Source organism: Bdellovibrio sp. ZAP7, assembly GCF_006874645.1.
Classification (GTDB): Bacteria; Bdellovibrionota; Bdellovibrionia; order Bdellovibrionales; family Bdellovibrionaceae; genus Bdellovibrio.
Genome location: NZ_CP030082.1, coordinates 1,095,260 through 1,114,384 on the forward strand (window position 1 = coordinate 1,095,260; position 19,125 = coordinate 1,114,384).

Genomic DNA, 19,125 nt, shown 5'->3' on the forward strand with positions numbered 1-19,125 from the left:
TGGGGTAAGTATGATATGAAATTTAGAGGTATAAATTGAAAAAAGCAAACAACAAATCTCTTCATCCTGATCATGGTGTTCACAAGAAACGTTTAAATCGAGTCCGTGGACAAATAGATGGTATCGAAAAGATGATTGATGAAAGACGCTATTGTCCTGATATTTTAATCCAACTGCGGGCTGCCGCTAAGGCTCTGGAATCCATCGAGGCGGAAATTATGCAAAAGCATATTCATGGTTGTGTGAAGACCGCAATTAAATCTCGTGATGAAAATGCCGTAACAGAAAAAATTGATGAAATAATGATGCTCGTTAAGAGATAGGTTTTTTATGTCGTTAAAATCCGAGAAAGAAATAGAGCTTCAACTTATTGGGATGTCCTGCGTTAACTGCGCCGCAAAGATTGAAAAAACGTTAAATAGTTTTGAACAAGTTAATGCATCAGTGAATTTTGCGACTTCCAAGGCCGTGGTTTCATTTCCTTCAGATCAGTGGAGCGCTCATTTACTTGTTGAGAAGATTCAAGAGCTGGGATTTCAGGCTTTTGAAATCGATGAAGACGCACAGACCGGGGATATCAAAATTATAGTACAGAAAGAAAAGGAACGCGAACAAAGACTTTTCTTTGCAGCGCTAATTCTTACGAGCCCTTTTATTCTCGAGATGTTCTATATGTTAGGTGGGAATGGTCATCAGGAGCTAATACCAAGATGGGTACAACTGATTTTGGCGACTCCCGTGCAATTTTGGATCGGGTGGCGATTTTATCGTGGATCCTACTATGCTCTTCGTTCCAAAAGTTCAAACATGGATGTCTTAATTGCTTTGGGTACAACCATGGCTTATGTCCTTAGTGTTCTGGTAACGGTAATGAACTGGCATCACCAGCATGTATATTTCGAAGCAAGTACCATGGTTATTACACTTGTTCTTGCTGGAAAATACCTGGAGTCAAAGGCAAAGAAAAAAACATCAGATGCCCTTGAGGGCCTTGTTCGTCTTCAGCCAAAAACCGCTATCGTCGAAAGAAGCGGTAAGTTTGAAGAGATTGAAGTTAAGGATGTTATTGTTGGGGATACTGTCATTGTTAAAAACGCCGAAGCAATTCCTATTGACGGTGTTGTTGTTGGTGGAAGTTCATCAGTTGATGAGTCTATGCTAACAGGCGAAAGTATTCCCGTTGCTAAACATGTCGGTGACAAAGTTTTTGCAGCGACGCTCAATCACAGCGGTTCTTTGCGAGTGAAGGCCACTGGTGTTGGCACGCGAACCCAGCTAGCCCAAATTATTAAAATTGTATCGATTGCGCAGGGTTCTAAAGCGCCTATTCAGCGGCTCGCTGATAAAATATCAGCCATCTTCGTTCCAACAGTAGTGACTGTCAGTTTATTTACTTTCTTTTTAACGTGGATGATTTCTGGTGATCTGGCGTCGGCATTCATAGCAGCCGTATCAGTCCTCGTAATCGCCTGTCCGTGTGCATTGGGTTTAGCTACTCCAACTGCAGTCGTTGTGGGAGTGGGAAAGGCAGCCCATGCTGGGGTACTATTTCGTGACGCTAAAGCACTTGAGGTAGCTGAAAAGATAGATGTCTTGGTCCTTGATAAAACCGGAACTATTACAGAAGGCAAGCCGACAGTAAGCGACGTCAAGATAGGTAATATGGTGACATTGGAGAATGCATTGCAGATCGCGATGAGTCTTGAGGAAGGTTCCTCTCACCCATTAGCTCGAGCTATTGTAGACGAAGGAAATAAGAATCATATTTATCCTGTGCCAGTTGATTTTTTTGAATCTGTAGTTGGACAAGGAGTGCAGGGTAAGATTGGGACTGAGGTTTACAAGCTTGGAAAACCGGAATGGATTGCCGATAGTGTCCATCTTGACAAAAGTATTTTGCATTCAATGGAAGCAAGCGGACAAACGGTTGTGGTCCTGGCATCATCTCAAGAAGTTATCGCCTACTTTGCTATTGCAGATAAGGTTCGTGAAAGCTCAAAAGTTGCTATTCAGCAAATTCTTTCACAAGGCATTCGTGTTGTAATGCTGACGGGCGATAATGAAGGTACGGCAAAAGCAATTGCGAAGGAAGTCGGTATAGCTGAGTTTAAACATAGCGTGAAGCCATCGGATAAAGCTAACTTCGTAGTCGCATTGAAAAGGAAGAAGCTGACTGTGGCCATGGTCGGGGATGGAGTGAACGATGCGCCCGCTCTTGCAATGGCAGACGTCAGTTTCTCTATGTCGTCGGGGACAGACATAGCAATCGAAGCGGCAGATGTGACTTTGATGAAGAACGATTTAACATCAGTGTTTGCCGCAATCTCATTGTCAAAATTTACCTTAAGAAAGATTAGGCAAAATCTTTTCTTTGCTTTTGTTTACAATGTTTTTGGAATTCCTTTAGCTGCACTGGGAATGTTGAACCCCATTATTGCCGGAGGAGCTATGGCATTGAGTTCCGTATCTGTTTTAACAAATTCTTTAATGTTAAAGCGCGTTCGATTAACGGCGAATGCAGAGTAGTGTTGTGGATGTTGAAAAGATAATTTTAGTATGTAGTTCCTGCGGCGAAGAAGCAGATGCTGGGAACACTTCAAAAAAATTGCAGGGTAGAATCAAAAACTTTGCAAAGGAAAATAACGAGCAATGTTTGGTGCTTTTGACAAGTTGTCTCGGAGTTTGTCCTGATCAGGGTATTACCATTGCGTATACCTCGAAAAGTGGCCGAGGAGTAACTCTAGAAGTTATTCCAGATGAGTCGAGCGGGGAATCGGTTATTAGAAAAATATGAAATGAGGTTGAAAATGAAGAACGGCGACTCTCACAATCATCACCAACACCATCATCACCAAGGGCCGATACTTAATGATATGCCTTCCATTGCAGATGTCACTTCATCGAAGGCTAACATCACTTATACATGCCCAATGCATCCCCAAATCAGGCAGAATAAGCCTGGTAATTGTCCAATCTGCGGGATGAGTCTTGAACCTTTAGAACCTGCACTTGAAGAAGGCGAAGATCATGAACTTTCAGACATGAATCGCCGATTCAAGGTTTCTCTAATCTTTACGATACCTCTGGTTTTACTTGCTATGGCTGAAATGATTCTGCCATTCAAGATACATGATCTATCCGGTGCTATTTCATTAAATTACTTTCAATTAATTTTGGCCACTCCAGTAGTTCTATGGTCTGGATATCCGTTATTTCAGCGAGGCTGGATTTCTCTCAAAACGTTGCAACTCAATATGTTTACTCTCATTGCATTAGGGACAGCGGTTGCCTATGTATACAGTTTAGTTGCGACACTATTGCCAGCGCTATTCCCTGAAGTTATGAAGAATCAGCATACTGGAGAAGTTGGCGTTTATTTCGAGGCAGCTGCTGCTATCATCACGCTGGTACTATTAGGACAGGTTCTTGAACTGAGAGCTAGGAAGCAAACATCAGGAGCGATTAAAGCTCTATTAGGGCTTGCTCCGAAAATGGCTTTGCGAATTCGTGATGATAAAGAAGAATTCGTCGAATTGTCTCGAATCGTAATCGAGGATTTACTCAAGGTTAAGCCTGGAGAAAAAGTTCCAGTCGATGGCGTGGTTGTGCAAGGGCAAAGTTCCATTGATGAATCCATGATTACTGGTGAACCGATTCCTGTGGAAAAAGAAATGGGTTCTAAAGTAACAGGGGGAACACTCAATGGCACTGGTACTTTTGTTATGAAGGCTGAAAAGGTTGGATCAGAAACACTACTTTCGCAAATTGTGAAGATGGTTTCAGAGGCTCAGCGAAGTCGAGCACCGATCCAGAAAGTTGCTGACATAGCTTCGAGCTATTTTGTTCCCGCTGTGGTTGTAATAGCAATCATCGCATATCTTGTTTGGTATTTTGTTGGACCGGAACCAAGAATGACTTATGCCCTGGTCAATGCCATTGCTGTCTTAATTATAGCTTGTCCCTGCGCTCTTGGATTGGCTACGCCAATATCTATCATGGTGGGAGTCGGCCGGGGTGCGCAGAATGGTATTCTTATTAAAGATGCAGAAGCGCTAGAGATTTTCTCGAAGATTAATACTTTAGTTGTGGATAAGACCGGAACACTCACGGAAGGAAAGCCAACGTTATCGAAAGTTATTTCTACCGCGAACCTTTCTGAAAATGAAGTTTTGAAAATCGCAGCTGCTCTCGAGCGCTCCAGTGAGCACCCCCTTGCACAAGCCATTACAAAGGGTGCTCAAGAGAGACAAATCAATCTTAATATCGAAGTTAAAGAGTTCATCTCCACAACCGGCAAGGGAATCTCGGGAAATTTAGAGGGGAAAAAGTATTCAGTCGGTAACATTAAATGGGCTTCAGAATTAGGTTTCGATTTGAGTAAGTACAATGATGATGTTGAGAAGCTTAGAAAAGATGGTCACACAGTCATGGTACTTATGTCGGCAACGGAAGTTTTGGGCTTTATTGCTGTTGTGGATCAAATCAAAGTGACAACTTCAGAAGCAGTTCGAACACTTCAAGATAATGGTATCGAAGTGATTATGCTTACCGGCGACAATAAAGTGACTGCTATGGCTGTAGCCGAAAAAGTTGGAATAAAAAATGTTATTTCTGACGTACTGCCAGATCAAAAAAGAAGTATTGTTCAAGATCTACAGAAACAGGGTCGCATTGTTGGCATGGCTGGAGACGGCGTAAACGATGCTCCAGGATTAGCTCAAGCCCATGTTGGTATAGCAATGGGGCATGGTACTGACGTGGCCATTGAAAGTGCCGGCGTTACTTTAATTAAAGGAGATTTGATGGGCATCGTAAAGGCCCGAAATCTTAGCTCCGCTACGATGAAAAATATTCGCGAGAATTTATTTTTTGCCTTTATTTATAACTTTGCGGGTGTTCCGATTGCAGCCGGAGTTTTGTATCCATCTCTAGGAATTCTATTAAGTCCTATGTTCGCGAGCGCTGCAATGGCATTAAGTTCTGTATCTGTCATTGGAAACGCTCTTAGATTAAAGCGAACTTCGATCTGACAAAAAAAAGAGGGTGGAACTTCACCCTCTTTTTTCCTACTTCAATACCGAAATTGAAAGTGGAATGGTTTTTAACTCACCTTTATCAATGAGCTGAATCCATACTCTGTAATCACCGTCTGTTGGAAATGTTGCATGTAGCATTCCAGTATTTGGAGCGCTTCCTTCCATAGGGTGAACATGCGTTAGCTCATCGCCGTCAGGGGATACAGCGATAACGTGAGCAAAAGCACCTAAGTAAGGCGTAATTTCAGGAGCTTGACCATCTTCTCTAGTAATTTGGAAGTTAAGCATAGCCTGCCACGGTATCTTTATTCGAAGCAAAGCGTAAGTAAGAAAGATTTTTGATGTATTCCTTAAAGAAGGGACTATAGGGAAAACGCTTCCGATCATTGATGCTCTGGGAATACTTCCGCGCTCTAATAACCCTGAGGAAACCGGGATAAGATCCGGTCGATGGAATTACACAGCTGTTCGCGATATTCTTGTAAACCCAGCGTATGTTGGTCTGAAGGAAGTAAATAAAAAGAACAAGGGCAAAGATCCTGAGATGTTAAAGCCTTGGCAGCAATATCAAGTGGTAAAAGCTTCTTGGCCTGAAATTATCGAAAAGAAAGTTTTTGATCAAGTTCAAGAGATTCTAGAGGAGAATGCAAAGTTTGAACGTAGAAAGTTGGAAGAGGCCGAAAGACGTGTCTTCCTGTTATCTGGAATTCTCCGCTGTGGAAAGTGCGGACGGCCTCTTAATGGACAGTCGGCACATGGAGAAAAGGAAGTTCATAGATATTATGCTCATTCTTATAAAAGAGGGAGTTCAAATGCGTGTTCATTTAAAAGAGTAAGGGCTGATGAAATCGAGGATGTTGTGATTAGCTATCTTACAAATGTCATTTCCCGAGCTGGATATATGAACGGTATAGAAGCGAACCTAAGATCAATCGCGAATGAAACTCCCGAAAATGTTGCGGATCAGATTGCAAAGGTCAAAAGTGCACTCGCTGAGGTGGAGGCTGAAATCAAGGCGACATTTAAATTACAACTTAAAGCTTCCCCAGGTACCGAGGCGGCTCAGTTGGCGGTTGAACATCTAGAAGTTCTCGGTAAGAAAAAGAAACAGTTGAACTCTGTATTAGGTAGCCTCAGTGAGCAAGAAGAGACCGTGATTGATACTAAAGGAATATTAAGAGCGATCCAAAACCGCGTTGCCGAGTTCAAAAAGGGCTTTCCTAAAGCAAACGCGTTTCTGAAGAGACGTCTACTACGAAAAGTTCTCAAAGAACTTGTTCTAACAGATCAAGGCCTCGAAACGGCCTTTAATGTCGATCTCACTAATCCGAATCAGGTTATGGATGATTCAATGTCTTACGAACATGGAAAGCTTCTTCAATTTAAAAATAAAAGAGTAATGGCTGATATCGAAAACAGACCACCAGAAATGCCCCTTCGGGCTACTGGGTCTGATTTTATTCCGTCGTTTGATTTATTGCTTAATGATGGAAATGGATGCCTGATCGGTGGAATGCGCAAATCCGACATCGCCCATGATATTATTAAGGTTTTTTCAATCTGGAAGCCATCAATTTATGAAGTAGCGGCCCCTTTATATCAAAAAGGCCTCTCCATTACCGAGATCGCAAATGAGACCGGACTTAAGAGAACTGCCATCTGGGAAGCTCTCAAGAGCAAGCGCGACGAACTGCATCCAAAAGCCCCAATTCCTTACGAGCGTTGGCGCAAAGGTCATAAGCGAACAGGGGCGAAGCCTCCCTATGGCTTTTGCTTTCTTCAAGGCGAGGTGGTCCATCACCCCAATGAGTACCCAACACTTCTTTTGATCCATAACCTATGGACTAGAGGCAGCGACATCATGTCCATTCTGGCGGCGTTAAGTGTCAAGCGGCTTAAGTCTCGAACGGGTAGGGACTGGAGTTATGGCGTCATTAAAGCCATCATAAAACGCATCGACGCTGGTGCAATTGTCCTTCGCTCGAGAAAGCTAGTTCTTTCAGAGGACTTTCTAAAGGGAATGTCTTCACAACAAAATTCATCAACTAAAAAGAAAAAGAGGTAACTGTGAATCTCACAAATCTCATCCTCTGGAGTGCAGGTTTTATTACGGCATTGGCCGGAGTGCAGAACATAGACACTATTCAGCGTGGTATCTTAAAGGCTCAGGCAAGGCTCGTTTATGAGTCTCGGACTGAAACCTGGGGCTCACCGAAATTCTTAAAAATTAGTAACAGTCATTCTGTTTCTGAATCAAAAAAGGTTCCCAAAAGGAACTGATTATTGGCCAACCCTGTTTGGGTTGGCCAAGCTGATCTTAAAAATGCAGCTTAGAGAAATCCTCCAGCTTAGAGCGTATGGAATCTCTTGCTGATCTAAATGCTTCCAATTTTTTATCTTCTGGTGCTGAGGCGGGGTCGGGAATTGGCCAATGAAGTTTTTTAGCTTTCGCGGAGGACAGCACTGGACACACCTCTTCTGCGCATAAGGTAATGACATAGTCTAAATTGACAAAAAACTTTGGAGACAGTTCATCGTAAAATTTAGAATAGTTTTTTGAAATATCAATGCCGACTTCTTTTAAAACTTCAATGGCATAAGGCTGAACTTTGCCGCTCGGTTGAGACCCTGCACTTTCGATTTCTGCTTTGTCGCCGAAGATAGATTTCGCAAGACCCTCTGCAAGTTGACTACGGGCTGAATTCGCTACACATAAAAAAAGTATTTTCATTTTAAGTTTCCTGACTACTAGATTTTATCTAGATTCACTTTAATTTTTTGTTCTCGTCTTTCGCTATAGCGATCTACTAAAAAGTCCCGAACGTCTCGCGTAAGATAAGTAAATCGCATTAGTTCTTCCAGAACATCAACAACGCGATCTCTATACGAGGATGGCTTCATTGTCCCATTCTCATTAAACTCATTGTCAGCTTGGGCAACGGAGGACTGATTGGGAATCGTGAGCATTCTCATCCATCGCCCAAGAATTCTAAGAGTATTTACCGCATTAAATGATTGTGAGCCGCCAGAAACTTCCATCACTGCCAAGGTACGTCCCTGCGTTGGTCTGACAGCGCCAATGCTGAGCGGAATCCAGTCGATTTGATTTTTCATAACGCCAGAGATATTTCCGTGCATTTCTGGCGATACCCACACTTGTCCTTCAGACCACTGACTGAGCTCTCTAAGCTCTACCACTTTTGGATGTTCATGTGATTCCTGATCAAAGACGGGAAGATCTTTCGGGTCATAGAAGCGAACCTCTGCGCCCATCAATGTTAGAATTCCTCCTGCCTCTTCTGCCAGAAGACGAGATAATGATTTTGCTCGTAGCGATCCGTGTAAAATGAGAATTTTGTCTGGATGCCTTGATGATAACAAATGCTCAGCGGTGGGCTTCAGGTTGAAGGTCTCTTCGCTGAGATATTCAGGGAAATTGTTCTGTTTACTCATTGAGTACTCCTAGAGGCCTTTTGGGGAGTGAAATATCGTTTTCTTATCCAAAGGGAGACTGACACCAGCCCAATCAATACAGGAACCTCAACGAGTGGCCCTATAACTGCTGCGAATGCAGCGCCATGACCTATTCCGAAGGTAGCGATTGCAATGGCAATTGCGAGTTCGAAGTTATTAGAGGCCGCCGTGAAGGAAAGCGTCGCTGATTGACTATAGTCCGCGCCAGATTTTTTGCTCATAATAAAAGAGAACAAAAACATTATTACGAAGTACACAGTCAGTGGGATCGCAATACGAACTACATCCATTGGTAGTCGGATGATTTGTTCTCCTTTAAGCGAGAACATTAAAATAATTGTCATTAAAAGAGCAATCAGCGTGACAGGGCTAATTTTAGGTAAAAAAACATTCTCGTACCAGGCATCGCCTTTTTTACCGCGTAAAATCTTTCGTGTTAAGTAGCCGGCAGCGAAAGGCACGCCAAGATATAATAAAACAGCGTGAGCAACTTCAGTCATGGAAAGATCAATGTCGGTTTCCTGCAGTCCTAACCAATTCGGCAAAATCTTAAGAAAGAAAACAGCATATGCCGGAAACAGTATAATTTGAAAAATCGAATTAAAGGCAACAAGCCCGGCGCAGTATTCTCTATTTCCATCAGCTAAATCATTCCATACAAGTACCATAGCAATACAGCGGGCAAGGCCAATGAGGATGAGCCCAATCATGTACTCCGGATAGCCACGCAAGAATATTATTGCTAACGCAAACATAAGGGCCGGGCCAAGCACCCAGTTTTGAAGAAGTGAAAGCATAAGAATCTTTTTATTTCGAAAGACAAAACTTAGTTCTTCATATTTAACTTTGGCCAGAGGGGGATACATCATAAGGATCAAGCCAATCGCTATTGGAATCGAAGTTGTTCCGATGCTCATCTGATTTAGTGTTGGAACAACTCCAGGCACGAAGTATCCGAGTGCAATTCCTACGAACATTGCGAGAAAAATCCAAAGAGTTAAAAAACGATCTAGAAAGGAAAGTCTTTTTTGGTTCATCAGCATTTTCCCTCAAAACAATCGGTAATGCGACAGCAAGCCACGGCTTCTTTACTCTTGGCACATGCGCGGTCGATTTTTTTCAGCGCAGTTCTAATCTTTTCTAAGTCTTTTATTTTTTCTTCGACCTCTTGAAGCTTCAGTTCGGCTAAAATTTGTACGTCGCCACAGGTTGCTTTGGGATTGGTATTTATGTGTAGAAGCTCTTGAACTTCTTTAAGGGTAAATCCGAGCTCCTGCGCGCGTTTGATAAATCGAATGCGCTGCACATCTTCGGTTGGGTACTGTCTAAAACCGGTTTTTGCTGAAGGTTTTTTAATCAAGCCTTTGCGTTCGTAGAATCGAATTGTTTCTACTCCTACAGAGGCTTCAGCTGCTAGTTTTCCAATAGTGTTTTGCTTCATATAAGAAGTTTAAACTCCGTACCATGGTACGGAGTCAAGGCTAATAGCAAAACTTGGTCAAAACGAAATAATGGATGTTCAGCTGTGCTTTAGAACACAGCATTTATTCTTTAGATATGCTTCCGCTCGAGTGATGAGCATTGGATCAAATATGAGGTAAACGTGAAGGGAGGCGACGATCACCGCTCCAGGAAGTACTTGCATTGCAATTAGTTTTGAAAGTTCAGGAACCTCAACAGATATTGCTGCATTCAGGTGCCACGCCTCATTCGGCAAGGCTGCAAATGCCAAAGTCAAAGCCGCCACCCTTAATGTTGTGAGGGTGATGTGTACGAGATATTCATTTGATGGCAAGCCACCCAAGGTCGCTCTGCTTTCGTTCTCATTCAGAACATCGAGTACTTCGGTTACTAGGTCAAAAGCGAGTATGGCTAGGGTGACCCATAGAATGTAACTTTGTAGTCCAATCCAATATACAAGAATGATGGTGGGTACAAATAGTACAGCTCTAAGAGTATGGGTGATGTGTTCGAATTTCGAATCTTTGCGTTCTTGCAGCCGAAATTTCCAGAGATGATAGTAGATCCCATCGAAGGCTGATAGAAAAAGGAATACTAATAGTATCCAAGAGCTTGCGGTCATAAGTGTTTGATTCATGAGAACTCCTTCTTTGTGTGCAGGCATATGCACGCATTTGGATAAATTTTTACGGACAACAGTCTTTAATTGCGCGATCTACTTTTTGGAAAAGAGCAGACACTTTCGTGCGGAAACCATTGGCATCAATTTCAAAATAAGAATTACGCGAAATCTTTTCGTGCTTAAGGAGTCCGGTTTCCACCAAGTTGTGGAGGTGTCGCGAGAGGACAGAGCGATCTTTCTTTATACTTTTTGCAACTGTCGCGACGTCAGATTTTCCATTGATCAAAAGAAACTTCAGGATTTCTATGCGAACAGGCTCGGCCAATGCTTTAAAGAATTGAGAGTCAAAGACTTCTACGAGATCTCTTAAAGCGTTTTGTTTCTTTTGGGTTGCTGTCATGCTTAACATTATGTGCATTTGTATGCACACGTCAAGTTTTAATGAAATCTGAGACGAATTTCGGACATCAGGTTCTTAAGAAAATGGCAGCAGTCACAATATAACAACGAAAAGCTCAGTAAATTACATCCAGAATGTTCATTTTTACTTGAATTGTTAAGTTGAAAGCTGCGAATCTCAATAGATTGGTAGATAAGAGGCGAGATCTGAAATTTTCAGATTCTCACTTGTCTTTCAATATTTAGACAAAGCTAGACATTTTGCCTGCATATTTGCATATAAGTGCAACTATGCATGTTATAACTATTGAGCCTCACCAACTTTTCCAATCCCTTTCCGATCTTACTCGTTTAAGAGTTGTAAGACTTTTGGCTTCGTCTAAGGAAGTGGCATGTCTTTGTGAACTTTCGCAATGTCTGGGGGAGCCAGAATATAAGCTGTCACGCCACCTAAAACAATTGCGTCAAAGCGGTCTTCTATCTGCTGAGAAGGAAGGGCGATGGATTTATCATAGTATTCCATCGGCGGAAATAGACCTTCAGGCTCTGTTTAAGTTCATTTCTAAAATTCCGGATTCCAGCGGAGTTTTTGCCGAAGATTTGAAGCGATTCCAAAAATGTATTGCAGCTCGGAAGGGTGGACGATGCATTATTGCTCCGAGCGAAATTTTTCCACAGAAAAAAACGAAGAAAGTAAGAGCCTGAAATTTATGAAACAATATTTGTCATTGATGGTTTTCATCACGTTATTCGGTTTCTTCAATCTCAAAGCAGCGGTTGCCGACGAAGTGAAAAATCCTTCCATTGTTGTGCACCTTCTAGACTATCTTGCAAAAGATTACGGTGGGGCCGTTAGGAACGGAAAAGTCTTAAGTAAATCGGAATATCAAGAACAAGTTGAGTTCTCTGAAATTGTCGGAAAGGCTTCAAGAGCCTACGACGAATACAAACATGACGTTGCTTTTGTTGTTGGCGTAGATAACTTAGTTTTAAAAATTAAAAATAAGGCAAGTGCCGACGAAGTTTCAAAGCTAGCCAGAGAGCTTCAGACCAATGCAATTTCATTGGCAAAAATAGAAATTGCGCCTCAAGATTATCCTTTAGTTTCAGAGGGACAAAAAATCTTTGCTCAAAACTGCGCTTCTTGCCACGGAAGTTCTGGAATGGGTGATGGTCTCGCAGGGCAGGCACTTAATCCAAAACCCGCAAACTTCCACGAGTCAGAGCGACAATTTGCAAGCTCTCCCTTCCAGTATTTTAATACAATCCGTTTGGGAGTTCCTGGAACTGCTATGCCGCCATTCCCGTCATTATCTGACAAAGAGATCTGGTCCTTAGCTTTCTTTGTGAAATCACTTGGATATCAAAAGCCAGAAGGCAAGCTGTCTACGGAGTTGTCGTTAAAGCAAGTTTCCTCTCTTAAAGATGAAGAAATTCTGAAATCACTAACAGGTAGTGAAGTTGAAAGAAAACAAATTTTAGCGTTGATTCGCACTTTTGAACCGGCCCCCAAAGAAGGGTCGCAGTTTTTGGCTATTGCTAGAACCCATTTAAATCAAAGTTATGATCATTTCAACAGAGGTGAATATGAGCTTGCAACCTCAGAATCTGTAAAGTCTTATCTGCAGGGAATTGAGCCAATTGAACCCAAGATTAAAGCCAATCAAGCTGGTCTTGTTGAAAAAATTGAGGCGCAAATGAGCGCCTATCGTAACTCTCTTAATGCCGCCACAGCTAAAGATATCGCATCAAAAAATTATCAGTCGATAATGTCGACTTTTACAGAAATTCAAAATGTTACTGAAGCAAAAATGATGTCTCCTCAATTAGCGTTTACGGCTGCTTTTGCTATTTTCTTAAGAGAAGGATTTGAAGCAGTACTGATCATTATCACTTTGCTTGGCGTGATAAAAGCCTTTGGTGCAAAAGAAGCGGCAAAGTGGGTTCATTTTGGTTGGATCAGTGCTTTGGCACTTGGTGCAGTCGTATGGTTCGCTTCTGGTCTTCTTTTGAATATGAGCGGCGCAAGTCGTGAAATCATGGAGGGAAGTATTTCTCTCTTTGCCGTAGTCGTACTTCTGTATGTTGGATTTTGGCTTCATAGACAAACTGAGGTTGGCAGATGGACGAAGTTCGTAAGAGAAACTCTAAAGGAAGCTCTTGAAAAGAAAAGTCTCATTGTTCTTAGTAGTATTTCTTTTATGGCCGTATTTAGAGAGGCCTTCGAGGTAGTTCTCTTTTTAAGAGCTATTTGGAATGATGTGAATGCAGATGGAAGAGCCTCTGTCGGTGAAGGTGTTGCTCTTGCGTTTATCTTAATTTTTGCCTTTTCATATTATGCCGTTAGATACAGTCAGAAGATTCCGATAAAACAATTATTCAATGTTTCCGCTGCGATCATGGGAATTCTCTCCGTAATTCTAGTTGGAAAAGGAATTCACTCTCTTCAAGAGGCAGGTATTGTAGGTGTTAAGTCCATTGGTCTTGGTTTGAGGGTCGACTTGCTGGGTATTTTCCCTTCGATTCAAACGGTAGTTGCGCAACTTTTAATAGCCGCTGTTTTGCTCATTATCTGGAGTCTGGGAAAGAAACCTGCGGCTGCGCCTTTAGGCGAGACTGCATAGACTTTGGGGGAAGTAGTTTTTACGGGTCTATGCAAATGACTTGCATTGAATTGAGAAAAAGGAATGTTCTTTAATATTCGTATCTAATTTAATGTTCGCCTTGAACTTTGATATTGTAATTGGATTTGAGATAGAGCTATATTTTGAGAGTGTATAACAATATGAAAGCGTTAATTTTTTGGACAGTTGCACTTTCGTTAGTTTCCGTTCTTGTCGGGAACTATTTGTCTTTTCATATTGATAGCGATGATATTCCAAAAATTTCAGCTCACAATTCGCAGATTCTTAAGTCAAAATTAGATTCCACTCAGGAACATAATTTTGACCCTTGCAATCAAGGGCATTGTCACTTGGGGCACTGTGCTGTAGTTCTGTTGCCTCTTAGTTCTGAGGCTATTGATCGGTTAGCATATTTGATTGTTTACAGTTCAAAAGAATTCTTTTTTATAAGTCGTTTTCTTGAGGGGCCTTTTCAGCCTCCACGACTTGTCTAAGTCTATTTTTCAATAAATCCCTAAAATCGAAATATTTTTATTAAAGGTGAAATCATGTCTTTTATGGCAAAGGTTATACCCATGATTCTAGTTATGTCTTTTGCATCAGCGGAAGAGTCAGAACCATGTGTTGTATTATCTAATTATAAGCAAATTACTTTATGTGCAGAAAGTCGATCTCCTGAAGTTCTCAGAGCTGAATCAGAAGTCAAACAAAGGAAAGCCTCTGTGGATGCAGCCGGGCAACTTTTAAATCCGGAATTGTCAATGCAGACCATATCCGGTTCCGTGCAGTCAGAAACAAAATCTGAAACTGACGTATCGTTGGCATTCCCAATTGAATTGGGAGGCAAAAGATCCTCAAGAAAAAGCATTGCGACCGGGGCACTTTCGAAGGCAGAGCTGGAACTCTTCAATGCAAAAGCAGAAGTAAGAAAGTCTGTTCTTTTAAAAATCGTAAGACTCCGTCAAATTGATCATGAACTTGATTTGGTCGACGAATCTGCTGAGACATTTAGCAAGCTAGTAAAACAGTATGAGTCGCGTCCAACCCTGAGTCCGGAGCAAGAGGTTACACTGACTGTTTTTCGCGTAGCAAAGGGTGAGTATGGCTTTAAGAGAATGGAATATGATGAGGAACTTGCTCAACTTGAATCGTTTTTTAAAATTGTGATCGGAAAAGACTTAGCAAGTGTTCGTAAGGTTCTGCCCCCGCGAATTTCGTCCATGCCTCTGGTGCCCGGTGAAAATAAAGAGGTTGATAAATCACCACTGCTCGGATTGTTAGATGCCGACATAAAAATTGCAAACGCGGAACGGGATCGCACATTCGGAGATGCTTGGCCCACATTGAACTTAGGGCCTTCCGCAAAATTTTCGAAAGAAGGAAGCCAAAGCTTTGAACAATGGGGACTAAATTTGAGCATGCCTCTTCCTGTGTTGAGTCTCAATCAAGGAGCGAAGGCGGCGGCGAGTGCTGGAGTTCGTTCCTCGGAAATAAGACGGGAAACCGCACTAAAGGAATTGATTGCTCGCAGGACCTCTCTAGTTGAGATCTACAAAAAATCTGCGAAAGCTCTGGAGGAAACTCCTAATGGACACACGTTGGAAAGTAAGCATAAGAAAGTTGAAACTTTGTTTGTTAAAGGCTTGGTACCTAGTTCATTGGTCATCGAGGCCCACCGCTCTTTAGTGGAGTTTGAGAAAACTAGAAATAATCGAGAGATCAAAGCAGTAGAGGCGATCCTGGAAATTCAAATTATTGATGGTCAGGAAGTGGAGTTAAGCCTATGAAGAAGATATTTATTTTGGCAGCGGCTTTAATTATAGGATTGAAAATTTCAAGCGCATTTGCCGATTTGGAAAAGAATAAAAAGGTTCCGAACGAGGCAATTCATGCTGAACATGATTCGAGTCATGACGGTGACGCAGATAAAAAAGATGAGAAGCCTGACCGCAGTGAAAAAGCTGAAGAATACGGACATGGTGAGCGTGAGGAAGAAGGTTCTAATGTTGGACCGGACAAAGGGATCACTGTTGCGGATGAGCATGACGGCATCAAACTTTCCGATGAAGCAGAAAAGAATTTTGAACTGAAGATAATGACTCTTATAGGGAACGCTTCTTGGGAAGTTCCTGTGAGTGCCCTTCTTACCTCAGGTGAAGAGATCAATATCTACCGAGTAAGAAACGGGTTTTACAAGCGCATTGACTTCGATCTAATTTCAAAAAATGCCACTCATATGAAAATCAGTTCAAAAGACCTCGCTAAAGGTGACGGCGTTGTCACGAGCGGTGTGGGCTTTTTGAGAACAGCAGAACTTGCAGCGTCTGGCGGGGCTTCAGAAGAGCACGGCCACTAAGGATAATTTATGATTAATAAGATAATACATTTTTCTGTATATAACAGGGCTCTGGTGCTTTTATTTACCGTCATGCTTGCAATAGCGGGTATCTATTCGTTTCAGCATCTTCCGATTGATGCGGTTCCAGATATTACTAATAATCAAGTTCAGATCAATACTACCATTGAGGGTTTAGCTCCTGAAGAAATTGAAAGATCAATTACCTTTCCCGTAGAGTCTTCGATGAGGGGGATTGCCGGGGTTCTAGAGGTTCGGTCTATCACTCGCTTCGGGCTATCTCAAGTAACCGTGGTATTCAAGGACTCAGTGGAAGTATATCGCGCTCGACAAATGGTGACGGAGCGACTTCAAGGAGTCCTCGCCGGACTTCCTAAAGGCGCCGAGGCTAGATTAGGGCCGATTTCTACTGGGCTTGGAGAGATCTTTCAGTATGCACTCGATTATGAAAAACCAGCAAAAAATTCAGCGGATCGCTTAAAGCAGTTGATGGAGCTTAAAGCTCTACAAGATTGGTTTATCAAGCCAAGACTTCTAACTGTTGAAGGTGTAGCTGAAATAAACACCACGGGTGGTTATGAAAAGCAATTTCACGTGCAGCCCGATATCGGCAAAATGGCATCTTATGGAGTTCACTTCGAACAAATTGTGGAGGCTCTTGAAAAAGTGAACAGGAATGTGGGCGGTGGAGCCATCGCTCAAACTGCGGAGCAGTTTCTGGTACAAGGTGTCGGCCTCTTTAAAAATGCACAGGACATAGAAAAGGTACCAGTGAAGCAACTGGATTCATTTAGGGTCATTCGCGTTGGTGATATCGCAAAAGTGAAGTTGGGAAAAGAACTAAGGACCGGAGCGGCGACTTATAATGGTCAAGAGACCGTTCTGGGTACTGTGATGATGCTTTTGGGTGAGAACAGCAGGACAGTCGCCACAAGAGTCAAAGATAAGGTCGATGAGATTAAAAAGACGTTGCCCCCAGGGATCGTGATGACCACGGTGTATAACCGTTCGGATTTAGTGAATGCGACTCTTGGTACCGTAGAGCACAATCTGATCTTAGGTGCGACACTTGTAATTGTGATTTTATTCCTGCTAATCGGAAACATCCGTGCTGCTGTCATTACTGCCATCACGATTCCATTATCGTTGTTAGCTACATTTCTAATTATGAAACCACTTGGGATTTCCGGAAACCTCATGAGCCTTGGTGCTCTTGATTTCGGTATCATTGTGGATGGAACGGTCATTCTAATTGATAACTGTGTCCGCTATGTGCATGAACGAAGTAAGGAGTTTGATCGAAAGCTAACCAGAGCTGAGGTTCAGGCCGCTGTCTATGAAGCTGCAGTCGAAGTTCGTGTTGCAGCAGGTTTTGGAGAGCTAATAGTTGTCGTCGTGTTTTTGCCAATTTTTGCGCTTACTGGTGTTGAAGGAAAAATGTTTGCGCCGATGGCGGCGACCTTTGCAATCGCTGTCGCATCCGCATTGATTTTGTCATTTACAACGGCACCGGCATTGGCGTCTTTGATTCTTCAGGGAAATGCAGAAGATAAAGAACCTAAATTTATGGAGTGGATACGCAAAGCTTATAAACCACTGTTTGATCTGACCTTTAGGCATCGCGTTGCAACTCTTACTTCCGCACTTATAGCTGTGATTGCTGGAGCAATTTTATTTGCGACAAGAGGAGCGGAGTTTTTACCGCAACTAAGCGAGGGGTCTTTCGCTTTTCATATGATTCGTCCTGTAAATTTAAGTTTGGATCAATCCATTGCTTTTCAGTTAAAAGCAGATCAAATCATTAAAACTTTTCCCGAAGTAGACAAAGTTTTTGCGCGCATTGGAACTAGTGAGGTCGCAACTGACCCTATGGGAGTAAATATCTCTGACACCTATATCATGTTAAAGGACAAGTCAGACTGGCCAAAAACAAATAGCGACAAGAAGCATACTTACGAAACGTTAGTTAGTGCTATCGTTGCGCGGCTAGAGAAAGGCCTGCCAGGGCAAAGCTATTTGGCTTCTCAGCCAATTCAAATGCGCTTTAATGAGCTTTTAGAAGGAACCAGGGCCGACGTATCTGTGAAAGTCTTTGGTCCAAATCTTCAGACAAATATGGATTTAGCGAAAAAGATTCAAGAGATTGTTTCCAAAGTAAGAGGTGCTGGGGATGTCGAAGTTGACCTTGCAGGCACGAGTCCAGTCTTGCGGATAGAACCAAATGAAGAGGCACTCAGAAAATATGGCGCAAATATTTCAGATGTACTTAATACGATCTCTATCGCACTGGGTGGACAGGAGAGTGGTTATCTTTATGAAAATGAAAGAAAGTATCCAATTGTTGTTCGTCTTAATGACGAAGAGCGTTCTGATTTAAGGACAATTAGAAATCTTCCTGTAGGATTGGGCACAAACGTCACCACGCCGCTTTCAAATTTAGCGACATCCAAGTTTTCTGAGACTTTCGGTTCAATCAATCGAGAAGATTCGAATCGTCGCTCAGCGGTACTTATTAATTTGCGGGGACGGGATACAGAGAGTTTCGTAAATGAAGCGCAAAAAATGGTTGAGCAGCAAATTGAATTGCCACAGGGATATTATGTCCAGTGGGGTGGAAACTTTAAAAACCTTCAAGAAGCAAGAAGTAGGCTGTTATTGCTGACGCCGATTGCACTGATGTTGGCATTGCTCATGATCTATGCGGCATTTAGAAGTGTGGGCCAAACCATATTGATTTTCTCGTGCATCCCATTTGCTTTGGTCGGCGGAGTTGTTGGACTTATTGCTAATGGATTACCATTTAGTATTTCAGCAGGCGTTGGATTCATCGCATTGTCTGGTATTGCAGTTTTAAATGGCGTTGTGCTTGTGAATTACTTCAATCAGTTAAAGAACCAAGGAAAAACAGGAAAAGATCTTGTGATGAAGGGGACAATGATTCGTTTGCGTCCTGTTCTGATGACAGCACTGGTGGCTATTTTTGGCTTTTTGCCAATGATGCTCTCGACTGGCATTGGTGCAGAAGTTCAAAGGCCTTTAGCGTCTGTCGTCATAGGTGGCATTGTCTCGTCAACAATTTTGACTCTTCTTGTTTTACCCACTCTTTACTCAATTTTTGAGAAGAAATTTGTCGGAAGAGTTGCTCACTAAGGA

General features: G+C 42.3%; 17 protein-coding genes. 10 read left to right on the forward strand and 7 right to left on the reverse strand.

Annotated features, from left to right (window positions below; genetic code table 11):
- The first annotated feature begins 35 nt into the window (after positions 1-35).
- From DOM22_RS05365 to DOM22_RS05375, 3 genes are all read left to right on the forward strand, one after another.
- The gene (locus tag DOM22_RS05365; RefSeq protein WP_088615121.1) at positions 36-323 is read left to right on the forward strand and encodes a metal-sensitive transcriptional regulator; all 288 of its coding nucleotides are present in this window, start codon (positions 36-38) and stop codon (positions 321-323) included.
- A 7-nt stretch (positions 324-330) separates the two neighbouring features.
- Positions 331-2,526 (forward strand): cation-translocating P-type ATPase, encoded by a 2,196-nt coding sequence (locus tag DOM22_RS05370; RefSeq protein ID WP_142699388.1) that lies wholly within the window; start codon positions 331-333, stop codon positions 2,524-2,526.
- A gap of 281 nt (positions 2,527-2,807) precedes the next feature.
- Positions 2,808-5,030 carry a copper-translocating P-type ATPase gene (locus tag DOM22_RS05375; protein WP_142699389.1) on the forward strand — a complete coding sequence of 741 codons (2,223 nt, stop codon included), beginning with the start codon at positions 2,808-2,810 and terminating at the stop codon, positions 5,028-5,030.
- Positions 5,031-5,066: 36 nt separating this feature from the next.
- Here DOM22_RS05375 and DOM22_RS05380 read toward each other — a convergent pair whose 3' ends face one another.
- A complete protein-coding gene (locus DOM22_RS05380; protein WP_088615117.1) occupies positions 5,067-5,423 on the reverse strand; it encodes a hypothetical protein in 357 nt (118 codons plus the stop codon).
- On the opposite strand from DOM22_RS05380, the gene DOM22_RS05385 reads away from it, so the two are divergent.
- Entirely contained in the window at positions 5,422-7,101 is a 1,680-nt protein-coding gene (locus DOM22_RS05385; RefSeq protein WP_246845939.1) for a recombinase family protein, read from the forward strand. The genes DOM22_RS05380 and DOM22_RS05385 overlap by 2 nt on opposite strands.
- Before the next feature lie 252 nt (positions 7,102-7,353).
- On the opposite strand, the gene DOM22_RS05390 is transcribed toward DOM22_RS05385, so the two are convergent.
- The 6 genes from DOM22_RS05390 to DOM22_RS05415 all read right to left on the reverse strand — a co-directional run bounded on the left by DOM22_RS05390 (position 7,354) and on the right by DOM22_RS05415 (position 10,879).
- Entirely contained in the window at positions 7,354-7,767 is a 414-nt protein-coding gene (locus DOM22_RS05390) for an arsenate reductase ArsC (protein ID WP_142699390.1), read from the reverse strand.
- Between the two features lie 17 nt (positions 7,768-7,784).
- A complete protein-coding gene (arsH, locus tag DOM22_RS05395) occupies positions 7,785-8,489 on the reverse strand; it encodes an arsenical resistance protein ArsH (protein WP_142699391.1) in 705 nt (234 codons plus the stop codon).
- Positions 8,486-9,547: an ACR3 family arsenite efflux transporter gene (arsB, locus tag DOM22_RS05400; protein ID WP_142702110.1), complete on the reverse strand. Its 1,062-nt coding sequence runs from the start codon at positions 9,545-9,547 to the stop codon at positions 8,486-8,488. Before arsB ends, arsH begins: the two co-directional genes overlap by 4 nt.
- Positions 9,547-9,951 (reverse strand): MerR family DNA-binding protein, encoded by a 405-nt coding sequence (locus tag DOM22_RS05405; protein ID WP_142699392.1) that lies wholly within the window; start codon positions 9,949-9,951, stop codon positions 9,547-9,549. The genes arsB and DOM22_RS05405 overlap by 1 nt, the downstream gene beginning before the upstream one ends.
- A gap of 78 nt (positions 9,952-10,029) precedes the next feature.
- The gene (locus tag DOM22_RS05410; RefSeq protein WP_142699393.1) at positions 10,030-10,608 is read right to left on the reverse strand and encodes a hypothetical protein; all 579 of its coding nucleotides are present in this window, start codon (positions 10,606-10,608) and stop codon (positions 10,030-10,032) included.
- Positions 10,609-10,657: 49 nt separating this feature from the next.
- A complete protein-coding gene (locus tag DOM22_RS05415; protein ID WP_371716538.1) occupies positions 10,658-10,879 on the reverse strand; it encodes a hypothetical protein in 222 nt (73 codons plus the stop codon).
- 404 nt (positions 10,880-11,283) lie between these two features.
- Between DOM22_RS05415 and DOM22_RS20225 the strand changes: the two genes are divergently transcribed.
- The 6 genes from DOM22_RS20225 (at position 11,284) to DOM22_RS05445 (ending at position 19,122) form a co-directional block, all read left to right on the forward strand.
- Positions 11,284-11,697, forward strand: coding sequence for a helix-turn-helix transcriptional regulator (locus tag DOM22_RS20225; RefSeq protein WP_142699395.1), 414 nt, complete (start codon positions 11,284-11,286; stop codon positions 11,695-11,697).
- 5 nt (positions 11,698-11,702) lie between these two features.
- Positions 11,703-13,616: an FTR1 family protein gene (locus DOM22_RS05425; RefSeq protein WP_168196570.1), complete on the forward strand. Its 1,914-nt coding sequence runs from the start codon at positions 11,703-11,705 to the stop codon at positions 13,614-13,616.
- Between the two features lie 161 nt (positions 13,617-13,777).
- Complete coding sequence (locus DOM22_RS05430) at positions 13,778-14,110, forward strand: hypothetical protein (RefSeq protein ID WP_142699397.1); 333 nt, start codon at positions 13,778-13,780, stop codon at positions 14,108-14,110.
- Between the two features lie 54 nt (positions 14,111-14,164).
- Positions 14,165-15,403: a TolC family protein gene (locus DOM22_RS05435; protein ID WP_142699398.1), complete on the forward strand. Its 1,239-nt coding sequence runs from the start codon at positions 14,165-14,167 to the stop codon at positions 15,401-15,403.
- On the forward strand, positions 15,400-15,972 hold the full coding sequence (locus DOM22_RS05440) for a hypothetical protein (RefSeq protein WP_142699399.1): 573 nt from the start codon (positions 15,400-15,402) through the stop codon (positions 15,970-15,972). The genes DOM22_RS05435 and DOM22_RS05440 overlap by 4 nt, the downstream gene beginning before the upstream one ends.
- Before the next feature lie 9 nt (positions 15,973-15,981).
- Positions 15,982-19,122, forward strand: coding sequence for an efflux RND transporter permease subunit (locus DOM22_RS05445; RefSeq protein WP_142699400.1), 3,141 nt, complete (start codon positions 15,982-15,984; stop codon positions 19,120-19,122).
- The last annotated feature ends 3 nt before the right edge of the window (positions 19,123-19,125 follow it).